Origin of the sequence: Streptomyces sp. NPDC058620 (assembly GCF_042717135.1) — a bacterium.
Taxonomy (GTDB): Bacteria; Actinomycetota; Actinomycetes; order Streptomycetales; family Streptomycetaceae; genus Streptomyces.
In genome coordinates, this window is record NZ_JBHXQO010000009.1 from 60,429 (window position 1) to 86,999 (window position 26,571).

General features: G+C 71.1%; 23 protein-coding genes. 15 read left to right on the plus strand and 8 right to left on the minus strand.

The features are described from left to right. Positions 1–2: 2 nt before the first annotated feature. The 4 genes from ACFWSK_RS12120 to ACFWSK_RS12135 all read left to right on the plus strand — a co-directional run bounded on the left by ACFWSK_RS12120 (position 3) and on the right by ACFWSK_RS12135 (position 4,123). Positions 3–869: a TatD family hydrolase gene (locus tag ACFWSK_RS12120; protein ID WP_383783790.1), complete on the plus strand. Its 867-nt coding sequence runs from the start codon at positions 3–5 to the stop codon at positions 867–869. 304 nt (positions 870–1,173) lie between these two features. After that, entirely contained in the window at positions 1,174–2,352 is a 1,179-nt protein-coding gene (locus tag ACFWSK_RS12125) for a ubiquitin-like domain-containing protein (protein ID WP_383784033.1), read from the plus strand. Then, a complete protein-coding gene (gene rsmA / locus ACFWSK_RS12130) occupies positions 2,349–3,221 on the plus strand; it encodes a 16S rRNA (adenine(1518)-N(6)/adenine(1519)-N(6))-dimethyltransferase RsmA (protein ID WP_383783792.1) in 873 nt (290 codons plus the stop codon). Before ACFWSK_RS12125 ends, rsmA begins: the two co-directional genes overlap by 4 nt. Then, positions 3,218–4,123, plus strand: a complete 906-nt coding sequence (locus ACFWSK_RS12135) for a 4-(cytidine 5'-diphospho)-2-C-methyl-D-erythritol kinase (protein ID WP_383783794.1) — start codon at positions 3,218–3,220, stop codon at positions 4,121–4,123. The genes rsmA and ACFWSK_RS12135 overlap by 4 nt, the downstream gene beginning before the upstream one ends. 27 nt (positions 4,124–4,150) lie before the next feature. Here the strand turns inward: ACFWSK_RS12135 and ACFWSK_RS12140 are convergent, their stop codons facing one another. Continuing rightward, positions 4,151–4,825, minus strand: coding sequence for a lipoprotein (locus ACFWSK_RS12140; RefSeq protein WP_383783796.1), 675 nt, complete (start codon positions 4,823–4,825; stop codon positions 4,151–4,153). Positions 4,826–4,972: 147 nt separating this feature from the next. Between ACFWSK_RS12140 and ACFWSK_RS12145 the strand changes: the two genes are divergently transcribed. The 8 genes from ACFWSK_RS12145 (at position 4,973) to galK (ending at position 17,047) form a co-directional block, all read left to right on the plus strand. Then, positions 4,973–6,790, plus strand: a complete 1,818-nt coding sequence (locus tag ACFWSK_RS12145) for an ABC-F family ATP-binding cassette domain-containing protein (RefSeq protein WP_383783798.1) — start codon at positions 4,973–4,975, stop codon at positions 6,788–6,790. 82 nt (positions 6,791–6,872) lie between these two features. Next, entirely contained in the window at positions 6,873–8,588 is a 1,716-nt protein-coding gene (locus tag ACFWSK_RS12150) for a PQQ-binding-like beta-propeller repeat protein (protein ID WP_383783800.1), read from the plus strand. A 242-nt stretch (positions 8,589–8,830) separates the two neighbouring features. After that, on the plus strand, positions 8,831–10,687 hold the full coding sequence (locus ACFWSK_RS12155; protein WP_383783802.1) for a PQQ-binding-like beta-propeller repeat protein: 1,857 nt from the start codon (positions 8,831–8,833) through the stop codon (positions 10,685–10,687). A 55-nt stretch (positions 10,688–10,742) separates the two neighbouring features. After that, entirely contained in the window at positions 10,743–12,590 is a 1,848-nt protein-coding gene (locus ACFWSK_RS12160; RefSeq protein ID WP_383783804.1) for a PQQ-binding-like beta-propeller repeat protein, read from the plus strand. Positions 12,591–12,828: 238 nt separating this feature from the next. Further along, entirely contained in the window at positions 12,829–13,524 is a 696-nt protein-coding gene (locus ACFWSK_RS12165) for a LuxR C-terminal-related transcriptional regulator (RefSeq protein WP_383783806.1), read from the plus strand. 336 nt (positions 13,525–13,860) lie between these two features. Beyond that, positions 13,861–14,904, plus strand: coding sequence for a galactose-1-phosphate uridylyltransferase (galT, locus tag ACFWSK_RS12170; protein WP_383783808.1), 1,044 nt, complete (start codon positions 13,861–13,863; stop codon positions 14,902–14,904). Beyond that, positions 14,901–15,881 (plus strand): UDP-glucose 4-epimerase GalE, encoded by a 981-nt coding sequence (gene galE / locus ACFWSK_RS12175; RefSeq protein WP_383783810.1) that lies wholly within the window; start codon positions 14,901–14,903, stop codon positions 15,879–15,881. Before galT ends, galE begins: the two co-directional genes overlap by 4 nt. Further along, the gene (gene galK / locus ACFWSK_RS12180) at positions 15,878–17,047 is read left to right on the plus strand and encodes a galactokinase (protein WP_383783812.1); all 1,170 of its coding nucleotides are present in this window, start codon (positions 15,878–15,880) and stop codon (positions 17,045–17,047) included. Before galE ends, galK begins: the two co-directional genes overlap by 4 nt. On the opposite strand, the gene ACFWSK_RS12185 is transcribed toward galK, so the two are convergent. After that, positions 17,040–17,486 carry a GNAT family N-acetyltransferase gene (locus tag ACFWSK_RS12185; protein WP_383783814.1) on the minus strand — a complete coding sequence of 149 codons (447 nt, stop codon included), beginning with the start codon at positions 17,484–17,486 and terminating at the stop codon, positions 17,040–17,042. The genes galK and ACFWSK_RS12185 overlap by 8 nt on opposite strands. Positions 17,487–17,715: 229 nt before the next feature. On the opposite strand from ACFWSK_RS12185, the gene ACFWSK_RS12190 reads away from it, so the two are divergent. Further along, a complete protein-coding gene (locus ACFWSK_RS12190) occupies positions 17,716–18,540 on the plus strand; it encodes a LuxR C-terminal-related transcriptional regulator (protein WP_383783816.1) in 825 nt (274 codons plus the stop codon). On the opposite strand, the gene ACFWSK_RS12195 is transcribed toward ACFWSK_RS12190, so the two are convergent. Then, on the minus strand, positions 18,499–18,996 hold the full coding sequence (locus tag ACFWSK_RS12195; RefSeq protein WP_185300375.1) for a MarR family winged helix-turn-helix transcriptional regulator: 498 nt from the start codon (positions 18,994–18,996) through the stop codon (positions 18,499–18,501). The genes ACFWSK_RS12190 and ACFWSK_RS12195 overlap by 42 nt on opposite strands. Positions 18,997–19,084: 88 nt before the next feature. On the opposite strand from ACFWSK_RS12195, the gene ACFWSK_RS12200 reads away from it, so the two are divergent. Further along, positions 19,085–19,879, plus strand: a complete 795-nt coding sequence (locus ACFWSK_RS12200; protein ID WP_383783818.1) for a trans-aconitate 2-methyltransferase — start codon at positions 19,085–19,087, stop codon at positions 19,877–19,879. Positions 19,880–19,948: 69 nt separating this feature from the next. Here the strand turns inward: ACFWSK_RS12200 and ACFWSK_RS12205 are convergent, their stop codons facing one another. Next, the gene (locus ACFWSK_RS12205; RefSeq protein ID WP_383783820.1) at positions 19,949–20,635 is read right to left on the minus strand and encodes a TetR family transcriptional regulator; all 687 of its coding nucleotides are present in this window, start codon (positions 20,633–20,635) and stop codon (positions 19,949–19,951) included. After that, on the minus strand, positions 20,632–21,594 hold the full coding sequence (locus ACFWSK_RS12210; RefSeq protein ID WP_383783822.1) for an acyl-CoA desaturase: 963 nt from the start codon (positions 21,592–21,594) through the stop codon (positions 20,632–20,634). The genes ACFWSK_RS12205 and ACFWSK_RS12210 overlap by 4 nt, the downstream gene beginning before the upstream one ends. A 344-nt stretch (positions 21,595–21,938) precedes the next feature. On the opposite strand from ACFWSK_RS12210, the gene ppc reads away from it, so the two are divergent. Further along, positions 21,939–24,668, plus strand: coding sequence for a phosphoenolpyruvate carboxylase (gene ppc / locus ACFWSK_RS12215; protein ID WP_383783824.1), 2,730 nt, complete (start codon positions 21,939–21,941; stop codon positions 24,666–24,668). Positions 24,669–24,694: 26 nt separating this feature from the next. Here the strand turns inward: ppc and ACFWSK_RS12220 are convergent, their stop codons facing one another. The 3 genes from ACFWSK_RS12220 to ACFWSK_RS12230 form a co-directional block, all read right to left on the minus strand. Further along, on the minus strand, positions 24,695–25,165 hold the full coding sequence (locus tag ACFWSK_RS12220) for a hypothetical protein (protein WP_383783826.1): 471 nt from the start codon (positions 25,163–25,165) through the stop codon (positions 24,695–24,697). Positions 25,166–25,240: 75 nt separating this feature from the next. After that, the gene (gene pth, locus ACFWSK_RS12225) at positions 25,241–25,834 is read right to left on the minus strand and encodes an aminoacyl-tRNA hydrolase (RefSeq protein WP_383783828.1); all 594 of its coding nucleotides are present in this window, start codon (positions 25,832–25,834) and stop codon (positions 25,241–25,243) included. A 123-nt stretch (positions 25,835–25,957) separates the two neighbouring features. After that, the gene (locus ACFWSK_RS12230) at positions 25,958–26,545 is read right to left on the minus strand and encodes a 50S ribosomal protein L25/general stress protein Ctc (RefSeq protein ID WP_383783830.1); all 588 of its coding nucleotides are present in this window, start codon (positions 26,543–26,545) and stop codon (positions 25,958–25,960) included. Positions 26,546–26,571 lie beyond the last annotated feature (26 nt).

Genomic DNA, 26,571 nt, shown 5'->3' on the forward strand with positions numbered 1-26,571 from the left:
GCATGAGCCGTACGGAAGCCCCGCCGCTGCCCGACCCCCTCCGGGTGCCGGTCGCCGATTCGCACACCCACCTCGACATGCAGGACGGAACCGTCGAGGAGGCCCTGGCCAGGGCCGCCGCCGTCAACGTGACGACCGTGATCCAGGTCGGCTGCGACGTGGCGGGCTCGCACTGGGCCGCCGACACCGCGGCGGCCCACGCCGCGGTGCACGCCTCCGTCGCCCTCCACCCCAACGAGGCGCCCCGCATCGTGCACGGCGACCCGGAGGGCTCCGCCCGCCAGGGCGTCCGGGAGCCGGGCGGGAAGGCCGCGCTCGACGAAGCGCTCGCCGAGATCGACGCACTGGCCGCCCTCGACCACGTACGCGGCGTCGGCGAGACCGGCCTCGACTACTTCCGTACGGGCCCCGAGGGCATGGCCGCCCAGGAGGAGTCCTTCCGCGCGCACATCGAGATCGCCAAGCGCCACGGCAAGGCCCTCGTCATCCACGACCGCGAGGCGCACGCGGACGTGCTGCGCGTCCTCGCCGACGCGGGCGCCCCCGAGCGGACCGTCTTCCACTGCTACTCCGGCGACGCCGACATGGCCCGGATCTGCGCGGACGCCGGATACTTCATGTCCTTCGCGGGCAACGTCACCTTCAAGAACGCCCAGCCGCTGCGCGACGCCCTGGCCGTCGCACCCATGGAACTGGTCCTCGTCGAGACGGACGCGCCCTTCCTCACCCCCGCCCCGTACCGCGGACGGCCCAACGCGCCCTACCTCATTCCGGTCACGCTCCGCGCGATGGCCGAGGTCAAGGGTGTCGGCGAAGACGTCCTGGCGGCGGCGATCTCCGACAACACGGCACGCGCTTTCGACTACTGAGCGCATCCGGAAGCCCTGCCTGGGGGCGACACGGCAACGCTGCGTAGCCGGATTGCTTTGGAGAATCACCGAAGCTCCGCTATCGTCCCCGCGCATTCGGGTCGCAGGGCCGATCTTCTGGAGCGTTGTGAGCAGTTCGCAGGGCAGTCACCGGGCAGCGCGCGGCGGCCTGCGCAGGCCGGCCGCACCCGTGGCCGTCGCGTCCCCCGTCCTCCGCCCGTCCCTCCATGAAGAACCGACGCTCGTGGACGCGCCCTGGACCGGCCTGGCCGTCCATGACCCGACCGTGGTCGACACACCCCTGGTGCCCCGCCAGGCGGTCGCCGCGGAGGGCGCCACCGGCCGCGGTGGCACCGGCCGCGGCACCAGGCGCCGCAAGAGCACCGCGGGCCCCGAGGGACTGCGCCGGCTCGTCCCGCAGGCACTGGTGGTCGCCTTCCTGGCCGGTGGCACCTCGGCGTTCGTCGCCCACGACAAGGCCGTCCGGCTGAGCGTCGACGGGCGGCCGCGCACCCTGCACACCTTCGCCGACGACGTCGGTGAACTCCTCCAGGACGAGGGTGTCGCCGTCGGCGACCACGACCTGGTGGCCCCGGCCCCCGGTACGGAACTGGAGAGCGGCGACGAGGTCGTCGTCCGCTACGGGCGCCCCGTCACCCTCACCCTCGACGGCGTCCGCCGTCAGGTGTGGACGACCGCCGAGACCGTCGACGAGGCCCTTCGCCAGTTCGGGGTGCGCGCCCAGGGGGCGTACCTCTCCGCCTCGCGCTCCTCCCGGATCGGCCGCACCGGCCTGACCCTGGACATCCGCACCGAACGCACCGTGACCTTCATGGCCGACGGCCGCGAACGCACCCTGCGCACCAACGCCGCCACCGTCCGCGAGGCCGTCGCCCAGGCGGGCATCACGCTGCACGGCCAGGACACCACCTCCGTGTCCCCCGACAGCTTCCCGCGCGACGGCCAGACGATCTCCGTCATGCGGATCACCGACTCCCGCGAAGTGCGCGAGGAGAGCATCCCGTACGCCGTCGAGCGCGGTGAGGACCACACCCTGTTCGCCGGTACGGAGGTCGTCGAACGCAACGGGCGCCACGGCGCGCGCCGCGTCACGTACGCCGTGCGCACCGTCAACGGCGTCCGGCAGAAACCGCGCAGGACCGGCGTGGAGACACTGCGTGAACCGGTCAGCCGGATCGTGCGCGTCGGCACCAGACCGCAGCCGAAATCGGTGTCGGGCGCCGACGGCCTGAACTGGAACGGTCTCGCCGCCTGCGAGTCAGGCGGCCGCCCCGACGCCGTCGACCCCAGCGGGACGTACGGCGGGCTCTACCAGTTCGACACCCGGACCTGGCAGTCACTCGGCGGCAGCGGCAGACCCCAGGACGCCCCCGCGTCGGAGCAGACGTACCGGGCGAAGAAGCTCTACGTGCAACGGGGGGCGAGTCCGTGGCCGCACTGCGGCCGTAGGCTTAGCGGGTGAGCAGCACAGAGCCCGACGCCCTCCTGGGCCCCGCAGACATCCGCGACCTGGCAGCGAAGCTGGGCGTACGCCCGACCAAGCAGCGCGGTCAGAACTTCGTCATCGACGCCAACACCGTGCGCCGGATCGTGCGTACCGCCGAGGTGCGCCCCGACGACGTCGTGGTCGAGGTGGGGCCGGGACTGGGCTCGCTGACCCTGGCGCTGCTGGAGGCCGCGGACCGGGTCGTCGCCGTCGAGATCGACGACGTGCTCGCGGGCGCGCTGCCCGCCACGGTCGCCGCCCGGATGCCGGAGCGCGCCGACCGGTTCGCCCTGGTCCACTCCGACGCGATGCTGGTCCGCGAGCTGCCGGGCCCGCCGCCCACCGCACTGGTGGCCAACCTTCCGTACAACGTGGCCGTGCCGGTCCTGCTCACCATGCTGGAGCGCTTCCCGAGCATCGAGCGGACCCTGGTGATGGTGCAGGCCGAGGTCGCCGACCGGCTGGCCGCCAAGCCGGGCAACAAGGTCTACGGCGTGCCGTCGGTCAAGGCGAACTGGTACGCCGACGTCAAGCGCGCCGGGTCCATCGGCCGCACGGTCTTCTGGCCCGCGCCGAACGTCGACTCGGGGCTGGTGTCCCTGGTGCGGCGCACGGAGCCGATCAGGACCAGCGCGAGCCGTACCGAGGTCTTCGCGGTCGTCGACGCCGCGTTCGCCCAGCGCCGCAAGACGCTGCGGGCCGCCCTGTCCGGCTGGGCGGGTTCCGCGCCCGCGGCCGAGGCGGCTCTCGTCGCGGCCGGCATCTCGCCGCAGGCCCGCGGCGAGGCACTGACAGTCGAGGAGTTCGCCGCGATCGCCGAGAACAAGCCGGAGCTGCCCGCATGACCCACCGTGTCACCGTCCGCGTCCCCGCCAAGGTCAACGTGCAACTCGCGGTCGGCGCCCCGCGCGCCGACGGCTTCCACGACCTGGCCAATGTCTTCCTCGCCGTCGGCCTGTACGACGAGGTCACCGTCACCCCCGCCGACGGGCTGAGGGTCACCTGCTCGGGGCCGGACGCCGCACAGGTCCCGCTGGACGCCTCGAACCTCGCCGCCCGCGCCGCGATCGCGCTGGCCGAGCAGCACGGCCTGGCGCCCGACGTGCACATCCACATCGCCAAGGACATCCCCGTGGCGGGCGGCATGGCGGGCGGCAGTGCCGACGGCGCCGCCGCCCTGCTGGCGTGCGACGCCCTCTGGTCCACGGGCGCCACCCGCGAGGAACTCCTCGCGCTCTGCGCCGAGTTGGGCAGTGACGTGCCGTTCAGCCTGATCGGCGGGGCCGCACTCGGCCTCGGACGCGGCGAACGGTTGACCCCGATCGAGGTCGGGGGCACCTTCCACTGGGTCTTCGCGGTCGCGGACGGAGGACTGTCCACCCCGGCGGTCTACGGCGAGTTCGACCGGCTCACCGCCGGTACGGACGTCCCGGAGCCCACCGCGTCCGCGCCGCTCCTGGCCGCGCTGCGCGCCGGGGACACCACCGCGCTCGCGGACGCCCTGAGCAACGACCTCCAGGCCGCCGCCCTCTCCCTGCGCCCATCGCTGGCCGACACCCTCGCCGCGGGCACCGCGGCGGGTGCGCTGGCCGCCCTGGTCTCGGGCTCCGGGCCCACCACCGCGTTCCTGGTGGCGGACGAGGAGTCGGCGCAGAAGGTGGCGCAGGCGCTGATCACGTCGGGGACGTGCAGGACCGCGCGGGTGGCGCGGTCCGCGGCGCCGGGGGCGACGATCCAGCGGGCGTAGCGGTCGCGCACGAGACGGTCCGGGCCCTCATCCCAGCTTCAGGGTCTTCTTCGCCAGCTCGTACGCGGGCAGCATCTCCTGGTGCTCCCCGGAGTCGAGCCCGCCCAGGTGCACCACGACCGGGCCGTCCGGGGTGGCGACCGCGAAGGCGCGCTCGGTCTTCGGCTCGTCCAGCAGCTCGCTGGTCACGGTGTACGTGACCTCCGCGGCGGCCGACGAGCCGGCCTCGACCTCGGTGTACGCGGCCTTGCCGGCGTTCGGGTCGTCCGCGAGGAACGCCTCCAGCACCGCGCGCGGCCCGCTGCCGGACGGGTCGCCGGCCCACACCCGGAGATAGCCGATGTTCCCGGCCGGCTTCGCGTCGATCTCGCAGACCATCCTGACCGGGCCCTGCTCGCCCAGAGCGGCCAGTTCGGAGCCGGGATCCACCTCGACGGCCTCCGGCTTCCACGACGTCGCGTAGTCGAAGGTGACGGGCATCGGGCAGGCGGAACCTGCGCCGCCGAGCGTGCCGCCCCTGGTGACGGGCTTCCCGGCCGTGGCGCCTGTGGTCCCCGTGCCGTCGCCGCCGGCCGTCTTCCGTGACGCCTTGCCGGTGTCCGTAGCGCCGTCCGAACCGCTGTCCGAGGACGAGCAGCCGGTCAGTGCCAGTGTCACCAGGACGGCCGGAACCAGAGCCCGTACCGCGTACCGCTTCTCCATGAAGTCCCCACCCCTGAGATGTTCCCCACCGCTTCGACCTGGGGTTACTCCCCAAGATCGATCGCCGCACGCTATCGCACCTCCGGCGGCGACTACCCTGGGACTTCGAGCGGTCCCCGACGAAGGGACCCCCCAGGCAGGAGTGAAATGGCCGTCAATCTGGTCAATGTCGAGCAGGTCAGCAAGGTGTACGGCACCCGTGCCCTGCTCGACGGTGTATCCCTCGGGGTGTCCGAGGGCGACCGGATCGGTGTGGTCGGCCGTAACGGCGACGGCAAGACGACTCTCATCCGGATGCTCGCCAAGCTGGAGGACGCGGACACCGGCCGCGTCACGCACAACGGCGGGCTGCGCCTCGGTGTCCTCACCCAGCACGACTCCCTCGACCCGACGGCGACCATCCGCCACGAGGTCATCGGCGATCTCGCCGACCACGAGTGGGCTGGCAGCGCCAAGATCCGTGACGTGCTCACCGGACTCTTCGGCGGTCTCGCCCTCCCCGGCTTCGAGCACGGCCTCGACACCGTCATCGCCCCGCTCTCCGGCGGCGAGCGGCGCCGCATCGCGCTCGCCAAGCTGCTCATCGGCGAGCCGGACCTGATCGTCCTCGACGAGCCCACCAACCACCTCGACGTCGAGGGCATCTCCTGGCTCGCCGGCCATCTGCGGACCCGGCGCTCGGCGCTGGTCTGCGTCACTCACGACCGGTGGTTCCTCGACCAGGTCTGTACGCGCATGTGGGACGTCCAGCGCGGCTCGGTCCACGAGTACGAGGGCGGCTACAGCGACTACGTGTTCGCGCGGGCCGAGCGGGAGCGGATCGCCGCCACCGAGGAGTCCAAGCGGCAGAACCTGATGCGCAAGGAGCTCGCCTGGCTGCGGCGCGGTGCCCCCGCCCGTACGTCCAAGCCGCGCTACCGCATCGAGGCGGCCAACGAGCTGATCGCCGATGTGCCGCCGCCGCGCGACACCAGCGAGCTGATGAAGTTCGCCAACGCCCGGCTCGGCAAGACCGTCTTCGACCTGGAGGACGTGACGGTCCAGGCCGGACCCAAGACGCTGCTCACCCACCTCACCTGGCAGCTCGGCCCCGGCGACCGCATCGGCCTGGTCGGCGTCAACGGCGCGGGCAAGACCTCGCTGCTGCGGGCGCTCGCCGAGGCGTGCCGTACGCAGGGCGACGTCCAGCCCGCCGCGGGCAAGGTCGTCGTCGGCAAGACGGTGAAGCTGGCCTACCTCTCGCAGGAGGTCGCGGAGCTCAACCCGAACCTCCGGGTGCTGGAGGCCGTGCAGCAGGTCCGGGACCGGGTCGACCTCGGCAAGGGCCGGGAGATGACCGCGGGGCAGCTCTGCGAGCAGTTCGGCTTCACCAAGGAGAAGCAGTGGACGCCCGTCGGCGACCTGTCCGGTGGTGAGCGGCGCAGGCTCCAGATCCTGCGTCTGCTGATGGACGAGCCCAACGTCCTCTTCCTCGACGAGCCCACCAACGACCTGGACATCGAGACCCTGACGCAGCTGGAGGACCTCCTCGACAGCTGGCCCGGGTCGATGATCGTGATCTCCCACGACCGGTTCTTCATCGAGCGGACCACCGACAAGGTGATGGCCCTGCTCGGCGACCGTGCGCTGCGGATGCTGCCGCGGGGGATCGACGAGTACCTGGAGCGCAGGCTGCGGATGGAGGAGACCGCCACCCCGGCCTCCGCGTCCGGGAGTTCCGGAATGAGGCCGGCCCCGGTCGAGACCGTTTCGCCGCAGGCCGCGCGTGCCGCGAAGAAGGAGCTCCAGAAGGTCGAGCGCCAGCTGGAGAAGATGTCGACGAGGGAAACCACCCTGCACGCGCAGATCGCCGACAACTCCACCGACTTCGAGAAGGTCGCGAAGCTCGACGCCGAGCTGCGTGAACTGGTCGCGGAGCGCGATGTGCTGGAGATGCGCTGGCTGGAACTGGCCGAGGATTCCTGACAGTCGGCTGTGACCGGTGGTGCGTTCGGGGCGGGTGATACAAAGAAACCTTGCCCGGAACGCACCCAGGGGGAATGCACGGATGAGCCAGCCGCCCGGCCAGCAGCCGCCGCAGGGGGTCTTCGGAGCCCCCTATGAGCCGGAGCCCGGTCGGTACGGCCGGCCTCCCGAGCCGTACGGGCAGCAGGCGCAGCCGGGTTACGGGCAGCCGGGACAGCCCGCCCACGGACAGCCCGCCTACGGACAGCCCGCCTACGGCTATCCGCAGCCCGGCACTCCGCCCCAGCCCCACCCCCAGCCCCAGCCGCCGAACGGGCCCGGCCGCGGCGGGCGTTTCAAGGGGAAGCCCGCGCTCGTCGTGGCCGGGGTGCTCGCCCTGGTCCTTCTCGCCGGCGGTGGTGTCTGGTTCGCCACGAGCGGCGGCGACGGCGGAGGGAAGAAGCCGGTCGCGGAGAAGAGCGGGTCCCCGGCGCCCACCGGGGGAGACGGCAAGGGCAAGGCCAAGGACGAGGGCCGGGAAGCGGTCGGCGTCACCGACCCCGCGCTCGCCGGGAAGCTCAACGCCGCGCGCAAGCCGGGCGAGGCGAAGGTCCACTGGATTCAGCGGAACGGCGTCGACCTGCCCCGTAACGGCTTCGACGCCCACGGCCCGTGGATCGTGGGCGACACCGTCGTCAAGGCCATGTACCGCACGGTGTCCGGCTATTCGCTCGTCGACGGCAAGCAGAAGTGGAGCCTGCGCCTCACGGGCGAGGTCTGCGCGGCGCCCACGCAGGCGTCCACCGACGGTAAACTCGTGATCGGCATCGAGGACAGCATCGCGAGCGACGCGTTCTGCAACCACCTCCAGATGATCGACCTCACCACGGGCAAGGCCGGCTGGCGCACGTCCTATGTGCGCTCGGGCGCCTGGGACGAGCTCTCCGACGTCTCGATGGCGATCAACGGCGGCACCGTGACCGTGGGCCGCACCAGCCGGACGAACGCCTTCCGGATCAGCGACGGCAAGGCGCTGTGGGACGAACTGCCCACCAACTGCCAGCCGTTCGGCTTCGTGAGCGGGCCGCTCCCGATCGCCGCCGCCAGCTGCCAGACCGAGGCGGACGACCACGCCGAGCAACTGGTGCAGCGGATCGACCCGGTGACCGGCAAGGTCGCGTGGACGTACAAGGTCAAGAAGGGCTGGAAGGTCGACCAGTTCTACTCGGTCAGCCCGCTGGTCGTCTCCCTGAAGAAGGACGAGGGGTGGGCCATCGTCGTACTCAACGCCGACGGCACGTACCGCTCCCAACTGGTCGGCGGCACCGACGACTACGCGACGCGGTGCGGCAGCGACCTCCTCACCCGGGGCAAGAACGTCGACAACTGCGTCGGTGTCGCGGCCGATGCCGACACCGTCTACCTGTCGACGAAGCCGGTGTTCGTCGGCTCCGGTATGACCAACGCGGTCGTGGCCTTCGACCTGGACACCGGCAAGTCATCCTGGAAGGTCGCGGCGCCCGCCGGACAGACCCTGATGCCCGTGCGGGTGGAGGGCGGCAAGGTGCTGAGCTACCTCTCCGCGGGGGAGGGCGACACCAAGAACAAGGGCGGCGGGATCGTGGCGCTCGCGCCGTCGGGCGGCGCGTTGCAGCCGGTTCTGCGGCATCCCTCGTCGGCCGCCGCCGTGGAGCGCGGCTTCTTCACTCCCCGGGTCGTCTACGCCGACGGGCGCTCGCTGCTCATGCACGCCTACGTCACCGGGGTCACCGACGAGGAAGAGGTCGCGCTGAGGACGATGATCGTCTTCGGTGACTGACAGGCTCTCAGGTCCGGCCGAGGCGTAACGAGGGCATCACGGGGCGGTTCTCCCTTGGGAACAGGGGGTGGACCGACCCCGTGTTCGAAGCGGTGCGGGTGGTAGAAAGAAGCCCCGCTCGACTGTCGTAACACCGCGGAATCCATGCCCGATTCGCTCCTTTCCACTGGGTATCAGCCCACGGAAACGCGGGGGAGACCGAAACGGGCACCGGACCGCACCGCACGAAGGGGGACGTGCTGATGACCCAGCCGCCCAGCCAGCAACCGCCGCAGGGTGGCTTCGGGGCTCCGCAGGAGCCGCCGCAGGGAACTCCTCAGCCGCCGCCGCCCCATGGGCAGCCCCCGCAGACCCCGCCGCCCGCCCAGCCGCCGCAGATGCCGGCCACCGCCCCGCAGCCGCCGCAGGGTCAGCCCGGTTACGGCTATCCGCAGGCGCCCGGCCAGGCCCCGGGGCCGTACGGCCAGCAGCCCGGACCGTACGGACAGCAGCCTGGGCCCTACGGTCAGCAGCCCGGACCCTACGGCCAGCAGCCGGGGCAGTACGGACAGCCGCCGCAGCCCGGCTACGGCTATCCGCAGCAGCAGTACCCCGGTGCGCCCGTCCCCGGCGGCCCGGCGGGACCCGGCGGTCCCGGCGGCGGCAACCCGTTCAAGGGCAGGCCCGCGATGATCATCGGCGCGGCCGTCGCCGCGCTGCTCGTCGTCGGCGGCGGCGTCGTGTTCGCGACGAGCGGCGGCGGTGACGACGACAAGCCGATCGCCAAGAAGACCACCGACGCCGGGCCGAGCACGTCCCCCACGGTCGACGAGGGCGACGGCAACGGCGACGGCCGGGAGGTCGACGACGACCTGAACGCCGGTCGCAAGGCGGGCGAGGCGAAGGTCCTCTGGCTCCAGACGAACGACGTCGACCTGCCGCGCAACGGTGCGGACGTGTACGGCCCCTGGATCGTCGGCGACACCGTCGTCAAGGGCATGTACCGCACGGTCTCCGGCTACTCCGCCGCCGACGGCAAGCGGAAGTGGACCCTGCCGCTGCCCGCCGATATGTGTGCCGCGCCCCCGCAGCCCACCGCCGACGGCAAGCTCGTCATCGGCATCAAGGACAGCACCAAGGACAGCGCCGACTGCGCGCTGCTCCAGATGATCGACCTCAACACCGGCAAGCCCGGCTGGAAGAAGGCGGTCAAGCAGAACGGCACCTGGGACATGCTGTCCGACATCGGCCTGGCCATCAGCGGTGACACCGTCACGGTCGGACGCACCAGCAACTCCAACGGCTACCGCGTCAGCGACGGCAAGGAGCTGTTCGGCAAGCCGGAGGGCAACTGCCAGCCGTTCGCCTTCGCGGGCGGCCCCAAGCTGATCGCCGCGGGCAGCTGCCGCACCGATGACATCGAGAACCCGCAGCACCAGATCCAGGAGATCGACCCCGCCACCGGCAAGGCCAAGTGGACCTACAAGCCCGCACGGGGCTGGGAGATCGACAAGGTCTACTCGGTGAGCCCCCTGGTCGTCTCGCTGACCCAAAAGAAGGACGGCAAGCAGGAGAAGTGGTCGATCCTCGCCCTCAGGGAGAACGGCACGCTCCGTTCCCAGCTGGCCGGGGACGACGAGGACAAGTTCTCGCCCAACTGCGGCGGCGGCTTCTCGATCTTCGGTGACAAGCTCGAAGGCTGCACCGGGGTCGCCGCGGACGCCAACACGTTCTACATGGCGACGGAGGACGACTCGAGCGGCACCAGCCGCACCAACAAGGTCGTCGCCTTCAACCTCAACACCGGCAAACCCAAGTGGAAGGCCGCTGCCCCCGCCGAGCGCGTCATGACGCCGCTGCGGATGGAGGGCGGCAACGTACTGCTCTACCTGGAAGCCTCGTACGACAAGGGCGGGGCCATCGCCACGCTCCCTCCGACCGGCGGCGCCCCCACCGTGGTGCTTCAGCACCCCGAGTCGACGACCGGCATCGAGAGCACCTTCTACTCGTCGAAGATCGCCTACGCGGGCGGCCGTTCCTTCATCCTGAGCGGGCGCATCAGCGCCGGCAGCGACAAGGAGGAGAAGGAGCAGAAGACCATGATGGTCTTCGGCAAGTGACGGTTCATGACGGCACTCGACCCCACAGTCCCCTTCCTTCAGAGGTAAGCACTCCATGACCCAGCCGCCCCAGCCGTCCAACGAGCCGCCCCAGGGCGGATTCGGTGCCCCGCAGGACCCCCCGCCCGGCGGGTTCGGCGCGCAGACCCCGCCGCCCTCCGACGGCTTCAGCAAGCAGCCGCCGCCCGCACCACCGACCCCGCCGGCCCCCGCCCCGGGCGGCTACGGCACCCCGCAGGCGCCCCCGCCAGGGATGCCGCCGCAGAACCCGGGCTACGGCTACCCGCAGACCCCGCCGCCGGGAGGGCCCCCGGCACAGCCCGGCTACGGCTTCCCGCAGACGCCGCCGGGACAGCCGGGCATGCACCCGCAGCAGGGCTACGGCTACCCGACCGCGCCCATGCAGCCGCAGTACCCGGGACAGCCGGCCGGGAACGGCAAGAAGTTCTCCACCCAGATGCAGATCATCGTCGCGGCGGCCGCCGCCGTGGTGCTGATCATCGGCGCCGGAGTCGTCTACTCCGCCACCAGCGGTGACGACAAGACCGGCAAGAACACCGAGGCGTCGTCGGCCGGTACGACCGGCGGCGAGAACAAGGGCGGCGAGAGCGGCGGCGCCCTCGCCGGCGGCGACGAGAAGCCGCCGGCGAACAGCAAGTCGACGGTCGGCTTCCAGCTGCCCCAGCCCAAGGTCACCGACACCACGACGGTCGCGGGCTCCTGGCTCACCGACAAGGTGTACGTGAAGACCGGGGTGTACGAGATCGTCGGCTACGACCCCGCCAAGGGCACCAAGCTCTGGTCGATCCCGCTGCCCGGCCAGGTCTGCTCCGCGTCCAAGCACATGAGTAAGGACTTCAAGACGGCCATCGTCTTCGAGGCGGGCAAGCCGACCAAGGCGAACAAGTACCAGCCGTGCAACCAGGTCGGCGCGCTCGACCTGACCACGGGCAAGCTGCTCTGGAGCAAGTCGGTCACAGCGGCCACCGGCGGCGACGAGCCCGTCAGGTACGACGAGGTCACGGTCAGCGGCAGCACGGTCGCCGCGGGCGGTACCAGCGGCGGCGCCGCGTTCAACCTCACCACGGGCGCCGAGCTGTGGAAGCCGACGGCCGACGCGGACGGCTGCTACGACATGGGCTACGGCGGCGGCGAGGCCCTGGCCACGGTCCGCAAGTGCGGTTCGTACGACAACCCGCAGCTGACCGTCCAGTCGCTGAACCCGACCACTGGCGCCCCGATCTCCTCGTACAAGATGCCGCCCGGCGTCGAGTACGCGAGCATCGTCTCCACCAAGCCGCTGGTCGTCGCCGCGGACGTCGGCGACACCGCGGGTGACGGCAGTGGCATCTCGGACTTCTTCTCGATCGACGCGGCCACCGGCAAGCTGCTCGTCCGGATCTCGGCCGACGCGGACAAGTACGCGGCCCGCTGCGGTTCCACCGAGGTCGAGACCTGCCAGCACCTCGCCGTCGGCAACAACCGGCTCTACGTGCCGACCGAGGAGCACGAGGGCGGTGGCGAGTACGGCGACACCAACGAGATCGTCGCCTTCGACCTGACCACCGGCAAGCTCGTCGGCGGCAAGGCGGACGCGGGTGACCGTTACACGCTGACGCCGCTGCGCATGGACGGCACCAACGTCATCGCGTACAAGCAGCCCCCGTACGACAAGGGCGGCCAGATCGTCTCCATCGACGGCGCAACCTTCAAGGAGACGCTGCTGATGGAGAACCCGGGCGACGAGGCGGTCCGTGACGCGGAGAGCAGCTTCTCCGGGGACTACTCCGAGGTCATCTACTCCAAGGGACAGCTGTTCATGTCCGAGACGATGATCAGTGAGCCGCGCGAGAGCTCTCTGAACGACAAGGAGTACCTCGTCATCTCCTTCCGCACCAGCTGACCCCATCTGTCACGCTGACCCAGCGGACGCACGCACACGGCCCTGCCGGTCGATCAACCGACCGGCAGGGCCGGTCGTTTTCTGCCTGTCAAGTGCCCTTCAACCAAGCAGAATTCGGCATTCTCGGACGCTTCTGCGGGCTAAGGGGCGCGCAAGGTCGAACAAGCGTGTAGCTTGCCGGGTCACGGCCGGGGGGTCGGGCTCGCAGGGGCATACAGGGGTACATGGGGGTTGCTCGATGAGCGTGCGGCTCATGGTGGTCGACGATCACCGACTGCTCGCCGAGGCACTTGCCTCGGCGCTGAAACTGCGCGGGCACCGGGTGCTCGCGGCGGCCGCGCCGACGTCCGGGGCGGCCGAGCTGGTCGTCAGCAGGGCGCCGGAGGTCTGTCTGTTCGGTACGGCGACGCCCGCGGAACCGGGGACGTTCGATCCGATCGCCCGGATCGGGCGGGAGCGCCCCCAGGTGGCGGTCGTGGTGCTCGGCCCCGTGCCGAGCCCGCGCGGGATCGCTGCCGCGTTCGCGGCGGGGGCCGCCGGGTACGTCCGCCACGACGAGCGTATCGAGGGCGTCGAACGGGCGATCATCAAGGCCAGGGCCGGTGAGGCGGCGGTCGCGCCGCAACTGCTCAGGGCGGCGTTCGCGGAGCTGCTCAACCCGGCGGTGCAGCCGGACGACGAGGGGCAGCGGCTGCTGCGGATGCTCACCCCGCGCGAGGTCGAGGTGCTGGTGCGGGTCGCGGAGGGCGAGGACACCCGGCTGATCGCGGCCGGGATGGGGATCGCGTCGAGCACCGCGCGGACGCACGTGCAGCGCGTGCTGATGAAACTGGACGTCGGTTCCCGCCTGGAGGCGGCGGCGCTCGCCGCCCGTACCGGGCTGCTGGACCGGGCGGCCCTGGACACGCGGCAGGGGCCGGACCTCCCCGCCTGAGCGGGTGGGGTCGGGCCCCTGCGGCGGGCCCGTGCGTGGAGAGCCGGAGCCCTTCGGCCAGATAGCGCATGGGGGTGCTCGCTTCGTTGCGCGAACCCAACTCGACGGAACCTACGCCTCCGCGTTCATAAAATGAACAATTTAGATGGCGTTCTTTGTTCGATCGTGATCGAGTAGCCCGAAATTGATACGGTATGCGGGCTTACGCGCCTCAGTGAGCTGTGTAACTTCACAGCTGCGACGCATCCCCGCACCTTCCTCCGGACGCCCCGCGCCGCCATTGACGCCCCTGTTGGCTTGTGGTTCATTGTGTGCGGTTATGTTTGGAGGAACCTGGTGAAGAAGACGGTTACGAGCCTCGCCGATGGCCGTGAGCTGATCTATTACGACTCCGCGGACGACACCGTCCGCGATGCCGTCGACCGCAGGCCGCTCGGCGCCGTCTCGACCTCGTCGGAGGTCCGCCGCGATCCGCTCCTCGGTGACAGCGTCGCCATCGCCTCGCACCGGCAGGGGCGCACGTACCACCCGCCGGCCGACGAGTGCCCGCTCTGTCCATCCGAGGGCGACCGGCTGAGCGAGATCCCCGCGAGCCACTACGACGTCGCCGTCTTCGAGAACCGCTTCCCGTCCCTCGCCGGGGACGCGGGCCGCTGCGAGGTCGTCTGCTTCACCTCCGACCACGACGCCTCGTTCGCCGACCTCACCGAGGAGCAGGCGGCCGTGGTGCTGGAGGCGTGGACCGACCGCACCGCCGAGCTCGCCGGACTCGACCAGGTCACCCAGGTGTTCTGCTTCGAGAACCGCGGCGCCGAGATCGGTGTCACCCTCGGCCACCCGCACGGGCAGATCTACGGCTACCCCTTCGTCACCCCGCGCACCGAGCTGATGCTGCGCTCCGCGCGCCGGCACCGCGAGGAGACCGGCCGCAACCTCTTCGACGACGTGGTGGCCCGTGAGCTCGCCGACGGTGCCCGCGTGGTGCTCCCGGGCGAGCACTGGGTGGCCTTCGTGCCGTACGCGGCGCACTGGCCGTACGAGGTGCACCTGTACCCGCGCCGCCGCGTCCTCGACCTGCGGGACCTCGACGAGGCGGCCCGCACAGAGTTCCCACAGATCTATCTGGAACTCTTGAGGAGATTCGACCGGATCTTCGGCCCCGCCGAGCCGCCGACCCCGTACATCTCGGCCTGGCACCAGGCCCCGTTCGGGGTCCCCGGCCGGGAGGACTTCGCGCTCCATCTGGAGCTTTTCACCATTCGGCGCACCTCGGGCAAGCTGAAGTTCCTCGCGGGCTCCGAATCCGGTATGAGCGCATTCATCAACGACGTGCCGCCGGAGGCCGCGGCCCGGCGACTGCGAGAGGTAGCGAGCGAGTGAGCAACTCCCGGAAGAAGTACCTGGTGACCGGCGGCGCGGGATACGTCGGCAGTGTGGTCGCCGCGCATCTGCTGGAGGCCGGGCACACGGTGACCGTCCTGGACGACCTCTCGACCGGCTTCCGGGAGGGAGTCCCGGAGGGCGCCGAGTTCATCGAGGGCCGTATCCAGGACGCCGCCAAGTGGCTGGACCCCTCGTACGACGGCGTGCTCCACTTCGCCGCGTACTCCCAGGTCGGCGAGTCCGTCGTCGACCCGGAGAAGTACTGGGTGAACAACGTCGGCGGCACCACCGCCCTGCTCGCCGCGATGCGCGACGCCGGAGTGCGGACCCTGGTCTTCTCCTCCACCGCGGCGACCTACGGCGAGCCCGCCTCCAGCCCGATCACCGAGGCGTTCCCGACCGCGCCGACCAACCCGTACGGTGCGAGCAAGCTCGCCGTCGACCACATGATCACCGGCGAGGCCGCCGCGCACGGCCTCGCCGCCGTATCGCTGCGCTACTTCAACGTGGCCGGCGCGTACGGCAGTTCGGGCGAGAGGCACCACCCCGAGTCGCACCTCATCCCGCTCGTCCTCCAGGTCGCCCTCGGACAGCGCGAGACGATCTCCGTGTACGGGGACGACTATCCGACGCCCGACGGCACCTGCGTACGCGACTACATCCACGTCGCCGACCTCGCCGAGGCCCACCTCCTCGCCCTGGACGCCGCCGCCCCCGGCGAGCACCTCATCTGCAACCTGGGCAACGGCAACGGCTTTTCCGTGCGCGAGGTCATCGAAACCGTCCGCCAGGTCACCGGCCACCCGGTCCCCGAGACCCCGGCCCCCCGCCGCGCGGGCGACCCCGCCGTCCTCGTCGCCTCCGCCGCCACCGCCAAGGAGCGCCTCGGCTGGCAGCCGTCCCGTGCCGATCTGGCCGGCATCGTCGCCGACGCCTGGGCCTTCGCCCGCAGAGAAGAGACCAGCACCTCATGAACTCCGGACCCGCCGGCATCGAGACCACCTTCACCGAGCTGTACGGGAGCGCCCCCGAAGGGGTGTGGGCCGCTCCCGGGCGGGTGAATCTGATCGGTGAGTACACCGACTTCAACGACGGCTTCGTGATGCCGCTCGCCCTCCCGCACACGGCGCTCGCGGCCGTCGCCCGCCGCACGGACGGCGAGCTGCGGCTGCACTCCACCGACGTACCCGGCGGCGTCGTCCAGCTCCGCGTCGACGAGCTGGCCCCGCACCGGGGCCACGGCTGGGCGGCCTACCCGGCCGGGGTCGTCTGGGCCCTGCGCGAGGCCGGTCACCCGGTCACTGGCGCGGACATCCAGGTCACCTCCACGGTCCCGACCGGCGCCGGGCTCTCCTCGTCCGCCGCCCTCGAAGTGGTCACCGCGCTCGCCCTCAACGACCTCTTCGAGCTGGGTCTGCGCCCCGCCGAACTGGCGGTGCTCGGCCAGCGCGCCGAGAACGCGTTCGTCGGCGTCCCCTGCGGCGTCATGGACCAGATGGCCTCGGCCTGCTGCACAGACGGCCACGCCCTGTACCTCGACACCCGCGACCTCACCCAGCGCCAGGTCCCCTTCGACCTGGCCTCCCACGGTCTGCAGCTCCTGGTCGTCGACACCCGGGTCAAGCACGAGCTGGGCGACGGGGCGTACGCGGAGCGGCGCGCCGGCTGCGAGGAGGGCGCCCGGCTGCTGGGCATACGGACGCTGCGCGAGCTCCCGTACGAGGGTCTCGGCGCCGCGCTCGACACCCTGGCCGCGTCCGGCGCCGACGAGTCCGTCGTGCGCTACGTACGCCATGTGGTCGGCGACAACCACCGGGTCGAGCAGGTCATCGCCCTGCTCGACGCGGGCGAGGTGCGTGCGGCGGGCCCAGTACTCAACGAGGGCCATGTCTCGCTCCGCGACGATCTGCGGGTCTCCTGCCCGGAGTTGGACCTCGTGGTCGCCACGGCGAACGCGGCCGAGGCGCTCGGCGCCCGGATGACCGGCGGCGGTTTCGGCGGGTCGGCGATCGTGCTGGTGGAGGAGGCGGACGCCGAGGCGATCGCCAAGTCCGTGCGGGAGGCGTTCACTTCGGCCGGTTACGCCGCTCCGGGCGTCTTCCCCGCGGTGCCGTCCGCCGGGGCCCGCAGGCTCAGCTGACGAGCCGCTTCACCAGGATGAACTCGGTGATGCCGGGCGGGTAGTTGTCGACCTGCCCGATCACCTCGTACCCGTGCTCACGGTAGAAGGCGGGGGCCTGGAAGTCCCAGGTCTCCAGCCGGGAGCCGGTGCAGAACCGCTCGGTGCGGGCCACCCGCTCGGCTTCGGTCAGCAGTCGTGAACCGAGGCCGAGCCCGCGGTGGCCCGCCTCGACCCAGAGCAGGTCGACATGGAGCCAGTGCGCCCAGGTCCGTCCGCACAGACCGCCGACGACGCCGCCTTCCTGGTCCAGCACCCAGACCTCCAGCGGCACTTCGTGCTCGACGGGGGTGGACAGCAGGGCGCGGAGCTCCGGTGACGCGGCTCTGTTGTCATCACGCAGCCGACCGCTCAGCAGAATGCGACGTTCTTTGTCTACTTCTGTCTCAAGACGGAACATGAAACACACCCTAAACACCCTGGGCGACCAGTTCCGCGAATTCCCTTCCGCTCCCGGCCCCCGCCCGTACGCTGATGCTCAGCACCGGTGGGGGCCGGTGCCGATTCAGGGGAGCGAGACAGTCGGGTGCGACGCCCGGGACGGGTGGCGGTCGGCGTGCGGCGGCGGCCGTGTGCCGGGGACCACCGGAAGGTTCCGGGCGTCGTACCCGCAGCTGTCGGTCCCCACGATGGGGGTGTCTGTGGCTCGTATCCGGGTTCTGGTGGTCGACGACCACCGCATCTTCGCCGAGTCGCTCGCGGCGGCCCTCGCGGCCGAACAGGACGTCGACGTGGCGGCGGCGGGCAGTGGCCCGGCCGCGCTGCGCTGTCTGGAGCGCGCGGTCGGCGAGGGCCGTCCGTACGACGTGCTGCTGATCGATGCCGAACTGGGCATCCTGCCCACGGGCGGGACCCGCGCCGTCCTCGTCCCGAACCACGGGGGGAACGGCCTGGCCGACGGCATCTCGCTGGTCGCCGGAGTCCGTGCGGGCCAGCCGTCCGTCCGTACGGTGGTGCTCGCAGAGCGGGACGACCCGCGCCGTGCGGCGGCGGCGCTGCAGGCCGGTGCGTCCGGCTGGGTGGCCAAGGACTGCTCGCTGCAGCGGCTGCTCGCGGTCATCCGGGGTGTCCTGCGGGACGAGACCCATCTGCCGCCCGCGCTGCTCACCGGCGTCCTGCGGGAGCTGACGGCGACGCGCAAGCACCGTACGGAGAGCGAGCGGCTCATCGGGTCGCTGACCCCGCGCGAGTGCGAGGTGCTGCGGTGCATGGTGGCGGGGCTGGGCCGCAAGGCGGTCGCCGAGCGCCTCTTCCTGTCCCCGCACACGGTGCGTACGCACATGCAGAACGTGCTGGGCAAGCTGGGCGTGCACTCGACGCTGGCCGCGGTGGCGCTGGCGCGGCGGGCGGGTGTCGGGCCGGCCGACCTGACCGGGGTCCCACTGTCCGGCGGCCCGCTGCCCGGCGCGGTCCTAGCCGGGAACGTTGTCGAACGGGGCGGTCAACTGGCGTAGCAGTCCGGCCAGTTCTCCGCGCTGCTGGCGGGAGAGCTGTCCCAGGATGGCGCGCTCCTGGTCGAGGAGGCCGGCCAGTGACTGGTCGGCCTTGTCCTGACCCTCGGCGGTCAGACGCACCAGCACGCCGCGCCGGTCGCTCGGGTCGGGGAGGCGCTCGACGAGGTTCTTCTTGGTCAGCCGGTCGATGCGGTTGGTCATCGTGCCCGAGGTGACCAGGGTCTGGGTCAGGAGCTGGCCGGGGGAGAGCTGGTACGGCGCGCCCGCGCGCCGAAGTGACGTCAGGACGTCGAATTCCCAGGGCTCCAGGTTGTGCTCGGCGAAGGCGATCCTGCGGGCCCGGTCGAGGTGGCGGGCCAGTCGGGAGACGCGGCTCAGCACCTCGAGTGGTTCCACGTCGAGGTCGGGGCGCTCTCGGCGCCATGCAGCGACCAGTCGGTCGACCTCGTCCTCCATGTGGATCAGTGTAGAGGGTCTGTCGACATAGAGTCTCTTGAATTCGAGTCTCTTGACATCAAGATACTTCGGGTTGATCCTGGCTGCCATGACCGCACCCCACTGGGACCCGCAGCAGTACCTGCGCCACGCGGACCACCGCACCCGCCCCTTCCACGACCTCCTGGCCCGCATCGGCGAGCTGCCGGGCGATCCCGCGCCCCGCGTCGCCGACCTCGGCTGCGGGGCGGGCAACGTCACCGCCCTGCTCGCCGACCGCTGGCCGCAGGCCCGTATCACCGGCTACGACAACTCCCCGGACATGCTGGCCCGCGCCGCCGTCCACGTCCGGCCGCTCCTGGACTTCGCCGTGGCCGACGCCGCGACCTGGGAGCCCCCGGAGCCGTACGGCCTGATCGTCTCCAACGCCCTCCTCCAGTGGGTCCCCGGCCACGCCGACCGCTTCCCCGTCTGGCTGGACGCGCTCGCCCCCGGCGGCACCTTCGCCTTCCAGGTCCCCGGCAACTTCACCGCGCCCAGCCACACCCTGCTGGCCGCGCTCCGCGAATCCCCGCGCTGGCGCTCCCGCCTGCACGGCGTCGGCGAGCGCACGGCCGCGGTCCTGGACCCCGTCGGCTATCTGACCCGGCTGCGCACACTCGGCTGCGAGGCGGACGTCTGGGAAACCACCTACCTCCAGACCCTCCAGGGCGAGGACCCGGTCCTCGACTGGGTCAAGGGCACCGCGCTGCGCCCGGTCCTCACGGCCCTCGCCGCTGACCCGCAGGCCCGCGACGCCTTCCTCGCCGAATACCGCGACCTCCTGCGCACCGCCTACCCGACGGGGCCGCACGGCACGGTGTTCCCGTTCCGCCGCATCTTCGCGGTGGCGCGGCGGGCGTGACCTGACAGCAACGGGCCACGCACTCCTGTGGTCAGGGGTACGCGGCCCGTATCGCCCGAGGTGGGGGCGTCAGTTCTTGCGGTGTCCTATCAGGCGGGGCTTGGCCTCCAGGTTCTCCAGGCCGTGCCAGGCCAGGTTCACCAGGTGCGCCGCGACCTCCGCCTTCTGCGGTTTGCGGACGTCCAGCCACCACTGGCCCGTCAGCGCGACCATGCCGACCAGGGCCTGTGCGTACAGCGGGGCGAGCTTCGGTTCGAACCCGCGGGCCTTGAACTCCAGGCCCAGGATGTCCTCCACCTGGGTGGCGATATCGCTGATCAGGGAGGCGAACGTACCCGTGGACTGGGCGACGGGGGAGTCGCGCACCAGGATGCGGAAGCCGTCCGTGTACGTCTCGATGTAGTCCAGCAGGGCGAACGCCGCCTGTTCGAGGAGTTCGCGCGGGTGGCCCGCGGTGAGGGCGCTCGTCACCATGTCCAGGAGCTGACGCATCTCGCGGTCGACCACGACGGCGTACAGGCCCTCCTTGCCGCCGAAGTGTTCGTAGACGACCGGCTTGGAGACCCCGGCGCGGGCCGCGATCTCCTCGACCGACGTGCCTTCGAAACCCTTGTCGGCGAAGAGGGTGCGGCCGATGTCCAGCAGCTGTTCGCGGCGCTCCTTGCCGGTCATCCGGACCCGTCGGGTCCGGCGGACGGGTGAGGGTCTGCTCTTCTCGCTGCCTGTGCTGCCGTCGGTCGCCACGTCGTCAATCATGCCGCGTCGGCGGGCGCGGGGTTGCGGCGGGCGTCGATACGGGCCGTATCGGGCCAGCGGACGTCGGACGCCCAGCCCAACTGCTCGAACCAGCGGATCAGCCGGGCACTTGAGTCGATCTGGCCCTTCATCACTCCGTGCCGCGCGCTCGTCGGGTCCGCGTGGTGCAGGTTGTGCCAGGACTCGCCGCAGGAGAGGACCGCCAGCCACCACACGTTCCCGGACCGGTCACGGGACTTGAAGGGGCGCTTGCCGACCGCGTGGCAGATCGAGTTGATCGACCACGTGACGTGGTGCAGCAGTGCGACCCGTACCAGCGAGCCCCAGAAGAACGCGGTCGCCGCACCCCACCACGACATCGTCACCAGACCGCCGACCAGGGGCGGAATCGCCAGCGAGACGACGGTGAAGGTGAGGAAGTGACGGGAGATGCCGCGGATCGCCGGGTCCTTGATCAGGTCGGGGGCGTACTTCTGCTGCGACGTCCGCTCCTCGTCGAACATCCAGCCGATGTGCGCCCACCACAGCCCCTTCATCAGGGCCGGCAGCGTCTCGCCGAACCGCCACGGCGAGTGGGGGTCGCCCTCGGCGTCGGAGAAGCGGTGGTGCTTGCGGTGGTCGGCCACCCAGCGCACCAGCGGACCCTCGACCGCGAGCGAACCCGCGACGGCCAGGGCGATACGGAGCGGGCGCTTCGCCTTGAAGGAGCCGTGTGTGAAGTAGCGGTGGAAGCCGATCGTGATGCCGTGGCAGCCGATGTAGTACATGCCGACCAACAGGCCCAGGTCGAGCCAGCTGACACCGCGGCCCCAGGCCAGCGGCACCGCCGCGAGCAGGGCCACGAACGGCACCACGATGAACAGGAGGAGCGCGATCTGCTCGACCGACCGCTTCTTGTCGCCGCCGAGCGTGGCGGGGGGAAGGACAGGATCGTCGATCACATTGGGGCTGGAGGGCATGGGGAGTCCCCTGTGAGGTGAGGAGTGCGACGGACTGTGCAGGCTACGCATCCGTAACCTACGGCTTGGTAAGTATGGCAGCGAGGAGGCCCGCAGCACGAGAGCTGCGCGGACGTGGTCGTTTCACACACACCCGTAAGGGCTGCGCGGCACGCCGACAGGAGGGGCACCTATCCTGGGAGAGTCGGACAGCGCGGTCCGCACTCTGCACACCCGGGGTGGCGAGAGCACCGCAGCACCCCCGGACCCCCTGACAGACGTGCCCACCCGTCTCCCGCCACCGCCCTTCCAGGGAGACGCTTACGCGACGCACCTCCTCTATTCACTGCAAGGAGCCGCACACTGTGAGCAGTGCCGACCAGACCCCCGCCGCCAGCGCCGAGCTGAGGGCCGACATCCGCCGCCTCGGCGATCTGCTGGGCGAGACGCTCGTACGTCAGGAGGGCCAGGAGCTCCTCGACCTCGTCGAGCGGGTCCGCGCCCTGACCCGCACCGACGGTGAGGCCGCCGCCGAGCTGCTGGGCGAAACGGAGCTGGAGACCGCCGCGCAGCTCGTGCGCGCCTTCTCCACCTACTTCCACCTCGCCAACGTCACCGAGCAGGTCCACCGCGCCCACGAGATGCGCGACCGCCGGGCCGCCGAGGGCGGGCTCCTGGCCCGCACCGCCGACCGGCTCAAGGACGCCGACCCGCAGCACCTGCGCGAGACCGTAAAGAACCTCAACGTGCGCCCCGTCTTCACCGCGCACCCCACCGAGGCCGCACGGCGCTCCGTGCTGAACAAGCTCCGCCGCATCGCGGAACTGCTCGAAACCCCCGTCATCGAGGCCGACCGGCGCCGCCAGGACCTGCGGCTCGCCGAGAACATCGACCTCATCTGGCAGACCGACGAACTGCGCGTGGTCCGGCCCGAGCCGGCCGACGAGGCGCGCAACGCGATCTACTACCTCGACGAACTGCACGCCAACGCGGTCGGCGACGTCCTGGAGGACCTGGCCGCCGAGCTGGAGCGCGTCGGTGTCGAGCTGCCCGCGGGCACCCGCCCGCTCACCTTCGGCACCTGGATCGGCGGCGACCGCGACGGCAACCCCAACGTGACGCCCGCCGTCACCTGGGAGGTGCTGATCCTCCAGCACGAGCACGGGATCACCGACGCACTCGAACTCATCGACTACCTGCGCGGGCTGCTCTCCAACTCCATCCGCTACACCGGCGCCACCGACGAGCTGCTGGACTCCCTCCAGGCGGACCTGGAGCGGCTCCCCGAGATCAGCCCCCGCTACAAGCGGCTGAACGCCGAGGAGCCCTACCGCCTCAAGGCGACCTGCATCCGGCAGAAGCTCGTCAACACCCGCGAGCGCCTCGCCACCGGCACCCCGCACCGCCCCGGCTGCGACTACCTCGGCACCGCCGAGCTCATCGCCGACCTGGCCCTCATCCAGACCTCGCTGCGCGAGCACAAGGGCGGGCTCTTCGCCGACGGCCGGATGGACCGCACCATCCGCACCCTGTCCGCGTTCGGCCTCCAGCTCGCCACCATGGACGTGCGCGAACACGCCGACGCCCACCACCACGCACTCGGCCAGCTCTTCGACCGGCTCGGCGAGGAGTCCTGGCGCTACGCCGACATGCCGCGCGACTACCGGCAGAAGCTCCTCGCGAAGGAGCTGCGCTCCCGGCGCCCGCTCGCCCCGACCCCGGCACCGCTGGACGCCGCGGGCGAGAAGACCCTCGGCGTCTTCCACACCATCAAGGAAGCCTTCGAACGGTTCGGCCCCGAGGTCATCGAGTCCTACATCATCTCGATGTGCCAGGGCGCCGACGACGTCTTCGCGGCCGCCGTCCTGGCCCGCGAGGCCGGGCTGCTCGACCTGCACGGCGGCTGGGCCAAGATCGGCATCGTGCCGCTCCTGGAGACCACCGACGAGCTGCGCGCCGCCGACGTCATCCTCGACGAGATGCTCGCCGACCCCTCGTACCGCCGGCTCGTCTCCCTCCGCGGGGACGTCCAGGAGGTCATGCTCGGCTACAGCGACTCCTCCAAGTTCGGCGGCATCACCACCTCGCAGTGGGAGATCCACCGGGCCCAGCGCCGGCTGCGTGACGTCGCGCACCGCTACGGCGTACGCCTGCGCCTCTTCCACGGCCGCGGCGGCACCGTCGGCCGCGGCGGCGGTCCCTCGCACGACGCGATCCTCGCGCAGCCCTGGGGAACGCTGGAGGGCGAGATCAAGGTGACCGAGCAGGGCGAGGTCATCTCCGACAAGTACCTCATCCCCGCGCTCGCCCGGGAGAACCTGGAACTGACCGTCGCGGCCACCCTCCAGGCGTCCGCGCTGCACACCGCGCCCCGCCAGTCCGACGAGGCACTCGCCCGCTGGGACGCGGCCATGGACACCGTCTCCGACGCCGCCCACGCCGCCTACCGCAAGCTCGTCGAGGACCCGGACCTGCCCGCGTACTTCCTCGCCTCCACCCCGGTGGACCAGCTCGCCGACCTGCACCTGGGCTCGCGGCCCTCCCGCCGCCCCGGCTCGGGCGTCTCGCTCGACGGCCTGCGCGCGATCCCGTGGGTCTTCGGCTGGACCCAGTCACGGCAGATCGTGCCCGGCTGGTTCGGCGTCGGCTCCGGGCTCAAGGCGCTCCGCGAGGCCGGTCTCGGCTCCGTCCTGGAAGAGATGCACGGCCAGTGGCACTTCTTCCAGAACTTCCTCTCCAACGTCGAGATGACGCTCGCCAAGACCGACCTGCGCATCGCCCGGCACTACGTCGACACCCTCGTGCCGGACGAGCTCAAGCACGTCTTCGACGACATCGAGGCCGAGCACGCGCTGACCGTGAGCGAGGTCCTGAAGGTCACCGGCGGCACCGAACTGCTCGGCACGAGCCCCGTGCTCCAGCAGACCTTCGCCATCCGTGACGCCTACCTGGACCCGATCTCGTACCTCCAGGTCTCGCTGCTGGCCCGCCAGCGGCAGGCGGCGGCGCGCGGCGAAGAGGCCGATCCGCTGCTCGCCCGGGCCCTGCTGCTCACCGTGAATGGTGTCGCCGCGGGTCTGCGCAACACCGGCTGATCCACTCCGGCGCGGGTGCGGTTCTGTCAGAGGGCGAAGAACGTCGCCGTCAGCAGGACCGCGCCCGCGGTCGCGGCACCCCAGGCGACCCGGGGCAGCCGCAGACCGCCCCCGATCAGGAGGGCGGACAGCAGCAGCGCACCGCCGAACGGCACCCAGGCATGCAGGAATCCGGGTGTCCCGGTGCGGACGGCCTCGCCGGTTCCGGGCTTCACGACCACCGGGAACCGGTCGCCCTTCTCCACGGCGACGGACTTCGCGATCGTCACCCGGGAACGCGGCGGCGAATCCCGATCCGGTACGTACGGCCCGGTGCACGACGTGTCGCCGCAGCCGGTCACCGTCAGGGTGCCGTGTTCACGGCCCTTGGACAGGACGACGTGATACGCGGTGTTCCACGACGTCCACGCCCCCGCGACGAGCATCAGCAGGACGACGCAGCCCGCGGCGACGACACGGCCGTGGGCCACCAGGCGGTGGGAGGAGCTCCGCTTCATGGGGGCAGATCCTTGGGCAGACCCATACTCTCGGTCAACTTGTGGCCGGAAATGATCCCGGGATCGGCGTCAATGTCAGGAGTTGTACGTGGACTGCGCCCGCTCCAGACCCTCGGCGAGCAGCGACTCCACCGCGTCCGCCGCCCGGTCCACCTGGTAGGCGAGGTCCTTGCGCTCCGTGGACGAGAAATCCTTCAGTACGAAATCGGCCACCTGCATCCGACCCGGCGGCCGGCCGATCCCGAACCTGATGCGGTGGTAGTCGGGGCCCATCGACTTCGTCATCGACTTCAGCCCGTTGTGCCCGTTGTCACCGCCGCCCAACTTCAGCCGCAGCATGCCGAAATCGATGTCCAGTTCGTCGTGCACGGCCACGATGTGGTCCGTCGGCACCTTGTAGAAGTCCCGCAGGGCCGTGACGGGCCCGCCCGACAGGTTCATGTACGACATGGGCTTCGCCAGGATCACCCGGCGGCTCGCGGGTCCGGGCGGCCCCAGCCGGCCCTCCACGACCTGCGCCTGGGCCTTCTGCGCCCGCTTGAACTTCCCGCCGATCCGCTCGGCGAGGAGGTCGGCGACCATGAAGCCGACGTTGTGCCGGTTCGCGGCGTAGTCGGGACCGGGATTGCCCAGGCCCACGATGAGCCAGGGGTCGTTGGCATCGGACATCTGCGCGCGGTCTCCTCGCGTACGTCGGCTGATGACAGGCGAACGGGGCGGCGGGCCCGGTAAGGGTCCGCCGCCCCGTCAGTGAAGCAGTGAAGCACGGGCGCTGTGACGCGCCGGGTGGGACTAGGCCTCGGTGGTGGCGGCCTCGGTGCCCTCGGCGGCCGGCTCCTCGGCCTGCGCGGCGACGATCTGGAGCACGACGGCGTCCTCGTCGCCGGCCAGCACGGAGCCGGAGGGCAGCGGGATGTCCTTGGCGAGGATCGAGTCACCGGCGTCGAGGCCCGCGATCGAGACCGTGACGGACTCGGGGATGTGGGTGGCCTCGGCCTCGACGAGCAGGGTGTTCTGCACGTACTCCAGGAGGTTGCCGCCCGGGGCCAGCTCGCCCTCGACGTGCACGGCGATCTCGACGTTGACCTTCTCGCCGCGCTTCACGGTCAGGAGGTCGACGTGCTCGATGTTGCCCTTGATGGCGTTGCGCTGCACGGCCTTCGGGATGACCAGGGCGTTCTTGCCGTCGATCTCGAGACCGATGAGGACGTTGGCGGTGCGGAGCGCGAGCTGCAGCTCGTGGGCCGGCAGCGTGACGTGGACGGACTCGGCGCCGTGGCCGTAGACGACCGCGGGAACCAGGTTGGCACGACGGGTACGGCGGGCGGCGCCCTTGCCGAACTCGGTACGGACCTGAGCGGCGAGCTTGATCTCGGCCATGGTGCACTCCTCGTGAGATGACGAAA

Coding starts and splice junctions, on each gene's coding strand:
- ACFWSK_RS12195 (WP_185300375.1), bottom strand. CDS start 18,996: ATGGAGGACGAGGTCGACCGACTGGTCGCTGCATGGCGCCGAGAGCGC.
- ACFWSK_RS12185 (WP_383783814.1), bottom strand. CDS start 17,486: ATGTTCCGTCTTGAGACAGAAGTAGACAAAGAACGTCGCATTCTGCTG.
- ACFWSK_RS12205 (WP_383783820.1), bottom strand. CDS start 20,635: ATGATTGACGACGTGGCGACCGACGGCAGCACAGGCAGCGAGAAGAGC.
- ACFWSK_RS12220 (WP_383783826.1), bottom strand. CDS start 25,165: ATGAAGCGGAGCTCCTCCCACCGCCTGGTGGCCCACGGCCGTGTCGTC.
- ACFWSK_RS12160 (WP_383783804.1), top strand. CDS start 10,743: ATGACCCAGCCGCCCCAGCCGTCCAACGAGCCGCCCCAGGGCGGATTC.
- ACFWSK_RS12210 (WP_383783822.1), bottom strand. CDS start 21,594: ATGCCCTCCAGCCCCAATGTGATCGACGATCCTGTCCTTCCCCCCGCC.
- ACFWSK_RS12200 (WP_383783818.1), top strand. CDS start 19,085: ATGACCGCACCCCACTGGGACCCGCAGCAGTACCTGCGCCACGCGGAC.
- ACFWSK_RS12190 (WP_383783816.1), top strand. CDS start 17,716: ATGGGGGTGTCTGTGGCTCGTATCCGGGTTCTGGTGGTCGACGACCAC.
- ACFWSK_RS12145 (WP_383783798.1), top strand. CDS start 4,973: ATGGCCGTCAATCTGGTCAATGTCGAGCAGGTCAGCAAGGTGTACGGC.
- galK (WP_383783812.1), top strand. CDS start 15,878: ATGAACTCCGGACCCGCCGGCATCGAGACCACCTTCACCGAGCTGTAC.
- ACFWSK_RS12140 (WP_383783796.1), bottom strand. CDS start 4,825: ATGGAGAAGCGGTACGCGGTACGGGCTCTGGTTCCGGCCGTCCTGGTG.
- ACFWSK_RS12135 (WP_383783794.1), top strand. CDS start 3,218: ATGACCCACCGTGTCACCGTCCGCGTCCCCGCCAAGGTCAACGTGCAA.
- ACFWSK_RS12120 (WP_383783790.1), top strand. CDS start 3: ATGAGCCGTACGGAAGCCCCGCCGCTGCCCGACCCCCTCCGGGTGCCG.
- pth (WP_383783828.1), bottom strand. CDS start 25,834: ATGTCCGATGCCAACGACCCCTGGCTCATCGTGGGCCTGGGCAATCCC.
- ACFWSK_RS12165 (WP_383783806.1), top strand. CDS start 12,829: ATGAGCGTGCGGCTCATGGTGGTCGACGATCACCGACTGCTCGCCGAG.
- ACFWSK_RS12230 (WP_383783830.1), bottom strand. CDS start 26,545: ATGGCCGAGATCAAGCTCGCCGCTCAGGTCCGTACCGAGTTCGGCAAG.
- ACFWSK_RS12150 (WP_383783800.1), top strand. CDS start 6,873: ATGAGCCAGCCGCCCGGCCAGCAGCCGCCGCAGGGGGTCTTCGGAGCC.
- ACFWSK_RS12155 (WP_383783802.1), top strand. CDS start 8,831: ATGACCCAGCCGCCCAGCCAGCAACCGCCGCAGGGTGGCTTCGGGGCT.